Here is a 2,780-nt window from a genome sequence, read left to right as displayed (position 1 = left end):
CGGGCGGGCGGGCGCCGCCCCGGCGGGCGGGGCGGCCGGTGCCGCGGGAGCGGCCGGGGCCGGGGCGGCGGCGGGCCGCGGCTGCGGCTCGGGGGCCGGGGCACCCGGCCTGCCGAGGGTCTGCTCCGCCTTCCTGCGAAGCGCGTCGGCGGTCTGCCGGGTGTCGTTCAGAACGTCGCCCTGCTCCTCGACGAGCTGCTGGTAGATCGGGGTGGGGGAAGACACAATGAAGGACTCTCTGCCATCTCTGGGGCTGTGCACCGGCCCGCCACCGGCTGCGGCGGGCTCACGCCGTGAGGATCGCAGACGGGTCACCCGGCGGGGACGAGGGGGGTCGGGCCGGAGCCGCTGATCCGGCGGGGTGCCGACTCCTTGGCACGCAGTGCCATCGAGGCCGCGCGCTCCTCGACGGCGGCCCGGGCGAGCCGCTCGCGGGCGACGCCGAGGGCCGCGTCGATCGCGCGGGTGCCGGTGGAGACGCAGAGCGTGTACGTGACGTCGTCGAGGTCGCGGAGGGTCTCCGCGCCGGGGTCCTGAACGGCACTCAGGGCTTCGTAACGGGCCAGCAGCTTGCGCAGCACGACAGGGTGAGCAATCAGCACAATGATCCCTTCCACTTTTTCGCGTCGACGTCGCCTCCCCGGAAAACGGGCTCAGCCGACGTGGGCCGCAGGCGGTCTTCTGACCGCTTACCCGGCACTCGGTGCCTCAAGCGTCCGAAGTAAAAGGTTTTCAGCCATTGCGGGCGATGCATCCGGCCAGAAGGCGGCGTGGCGGGATCAGGGACGCCAGTAGCCCTGCGCGCGGACCTGGCGGCGCGGGGCGGGGAGGGCGGCACGGAGGTGGGTGGCGAGGGCGCGGGTCGTGGAGGTGTCGCAGGCGATCCAGGCCCAGGCGTCCGCGGGTGCGCCGAGGTACCGGGGCAGCGTGGCCCGTACTTCCTCCACGAGGCGGGCGCCGGCGCGTTCGCGCGGGACGCGGAGCAGGGTGTGCGGGCCGGGGCGGACGCGCACGGGGAGGTCGGCGTCGCCGGGTCCGCGGGTCTCGAACCACACCGTGGCCGGGGTGTCGGGGTGGGCGTCGAGGAGCGAGTTGAGCGCGGGGAGCGCGGCCGTGTCGCCGATGAGGAGGAGCTGGGCGGGCTCCGGCTGCGGCGGGGTGAGCGGGGCGCCGTGCACGGTGGCCTCGATGGTGTCCCCCGGGCGTGCGGCGCGCGCCCAGTCGGCGGCCGTACCGGCGTGCAGGGCGAAGTCGAGCGAGAAGGTGCCGCTCGCCGGGTCGGGGTCCACGAGGGTGTAGGCGCGCTGGTGGGGGCGGCCGCCCCGGCGGAACCAGAGCCGGACCCAGGTCGTGGGGAGGGTGCCGCTCGCGTCGAGCAGGCCGCCGCCGGTGACGCGCAGGCGCACGTAATCCGGGGTGAGGCGCTCGCTCGCGGTCACCGTGAGGGCGAAGTCTTTGGCGCGCAGCAGCCGCAGCACCGCGCCCTCCCAGCCGTGTCCCACGCCGCGTCCCTCCTGCCGCCGGGGCTCCGGCCCCGGTCCGTAGGCGCGCCCCGCCGCGGAGTCCACGGCGGGGCGGATTACTTAGGCAAGCCTAAGCTAATCATGCGTGAGAGAACAGTCCGGCGCCGGTACGGGCCGGGGAGCAGCCCCCTCCCGTACCGGCGCCGTTCCCGCCGGCTCAGCGTCGCCCGAGCCGTCGGGCTCCCGAGGGCCCGAGCTGGTAGCTGAGGTCGTAGTAGGCGAAGAGCTTCGGCTCCTCCTCGGCGACGAGTTCGCCGTCGGTGTCGATCGACGGCGCGTCCTTGACCCGCTTCTTGTCGTAACGCACCTTGAGCGCGCCGGGCTTGACCGTCGCGCCGTCGAGCGGCACGAAATTCAGCCTCCGTTTGGTGGGCAGCCCGGTCACGACGGTGGCGAAGGCCGGCAGATCGGTGGTGGTGTCCACGTATACGGCCTCCAGGCTGCCGATCTTGTGCCCCTCGGCGTCCACCACGTCATGGCCGCGCCAGTCCCGGATGTCCTCGGCTTCGAACAACGCCCTGCCTCCTCGTACGGGTCCGTCAGGCCCCCCTCCCGGCCGCTTGCCCCCGCCCGGCCCGGCCACACGCGAGGCTACCGGCCGGTCGGGGCGCCGACCCGCAACGGCGCGGACGGACGCCCCGTCAGCGGGCCCGTCTTCGCGCGGGGTTGTCCGGGCAGGGGCGCCGATGCGCCAGACTGGACGAATGCCTGGGCAGACTCCGCACGCGCGCAGCACCTTCGTGGGCCGGGAGCGGGAGCGCTCCTCGCTGCTCGACGCGCTGCGCACGCGCCGCCTCGTGAGCCTCACGGGGCCTGGCGGCATCGGCAAGACGCGGCTCGCGCGGGAGGTGAGCGCCGAGGCCGCGGACGCGTTCGCGCACGGGACGCACTGGGCGGACCTCGGCCCGGCGCACGACGCGGCGCAGCTCCTCACCGAGGTGGCGCGCGCGGTGGGGCTCGCCGACCAGTCCTCGCGCCCGCCGGCCGAGGCGCTGTGCGCCTACCTGGCCCGGCAGCGCTGCCTCCTCGTGCTCGACGGGGGCGAGCAGGTGTGGGAGGCGGTACGGGACCTGGCCGGGGACCTCCTGACGGCCTGTCCCGGGCTCACGGTGCTGCTCAGCGCGCGGCGTCCGCTCGACCTCGTCGAGGAGTACGTGTACCCGCTCGGGCCGCTGCCCGAGGACGGGCCCGAGGCGTTCGCGCTCTTCGCCGAGGGCGTGGCCGCGGTGCGGCCCGACGGGCTCGGGCCCGGGGAGC

At 75.3% G+C, this 2,780-nt stretch carries 4 protein-coding genes and 1 pseudogene; 1 reads left to right on the top strand and 4 read right to left on the bottom strand.

Going from position 1 to position 2,780, the window contains the following annotated elements; translation table 11 throughout:
- The 4 genes and pseudogenes from G3I42_RS27160 to G3I42_RS27145 form a co-directional block, all read right to left on the bottom strand.
- A pseudogene (locus G3I42_RS27160) lies at positions 1 to 225 on the bottom strand (hypothetical protein); the annotation flags it as partial.
- Positions 226 to 311: 86 nt separating this feature from the next.
- On the bottom strand, positions 312 to 602 hold the full coding sequence (locus G3I42_RS27155) for a DUF5133 domain-containing protein (protein ID WP_164290252.1): 291 nt from the start codon (positions 600 to 602) through the stop codon (positions 312 to 314).
- A gap of 177 nt (positions 603 to 779) precedes the next feature.
- Positions 780 to 1,502, bottom strand: a complete 723-nt coding sequence (locus G3I42_RS27150) for a siderophore-interacting protein (protein ID WP_164290250.1) — start codon at positions 1,500 to 1,502, stop codon at positions 780 to 782.
- Positions 1,503 to 1,680: 178 nt separating this feature from the next.
- The gene (locus G3I42_RS27145) at positions 1,681 to 2,037 is read right to left on the bottom strand and encodes a PRC-barrel domain-containing protein (RefSeq protein WP_164290248.1); all 357 of its coding nucleotides are present in this window, start codon (positions 2,035 to 2,037) and stop codon (positions 1,681 to 1,683) included.
- Positions 2,038 to 2,227: 190 nt separating this feature from the next.
- On the opposite strand from G3I42_RS27145, the gene G3I42_RS27140 reads away from it, so the two are divergent.
- A partial coding sequence (locus G3I42_RS27140; protein ID WP_164290246.1) for an AAA family ATPase occupies positions 2,228 to 2,780 on the top strand: 553 nt, incomplete at its 3' end.

Origin of the sequence: Streptomyces sp. SID11385 (genome assembly GCF_010548245.1) — a bacterium.
Taxonomy (GTDB): domain Bacteria; phylum Actinomycetota; class Actinomycetes; order Streptomycetales; family Streptomycetaceae; genus Streptomyces.
Note: the sequence above shows the minus strand (reverse complement) of the source record. Positions and strands in the feature narration are given on the sequence as shown.